The 360-nt window shown below is 47.8% G+C and carries 1 pseudogene; it reads right to left on the bottom strand.

Annotation, left to right across the window (positions count from 1 at the left end):
• Window positions 1–360: pseudogene (locus tag SB658_RS22425) on the bottom strand (hypothetical protein); the annotation flags it as partial.

Here is a 360-nt window from a genome sequence, read left to right as displayed (position 1 = left end):
ATGACGACTCGATAAGGATATTCGTCGTTGTAATGAACGCCTCTTCGTTATCCTTTTCGTTGCGGCTCGCCGACTCGTGCATCATAGGCCCGAAGTCTTCCCGCAGCTTTGCGTTAAACTTCATTTGCTTGTTAACCCATCCGATGAGCTTTTTCGAGAGCGAATCCGTCTCTGATATGACGAGGATATATTTGCGCTTCCTATAAGCCGCCTGATGTAACGGCAAAGCATTCGAAAACATTCCGGACTTTGAGTGGCCCCGCGCAGCCGCGATTGCAAGACGCGCATTCCTTTTTTCTTCGTTGACGTAATCGCAAAGCTCAAAAAACTCTTCGTGTATCTTCGCGATATCTTCAATGC

This window comes from Bacillus sp. SIMBA_008 (assembly GCF_046535495.1).
Classification (GTDB): domain Bacteria; phylum Bacillota; class Bacilli; order Bacillales; family Bacillaceae; genus Bacillus; species Bacillus subtilis.
The sequence above is the reverse complement of the archived record's forward strand: the minus strand, read 5'-3'. Positions and strand labels throughout refer to the sequence as shown.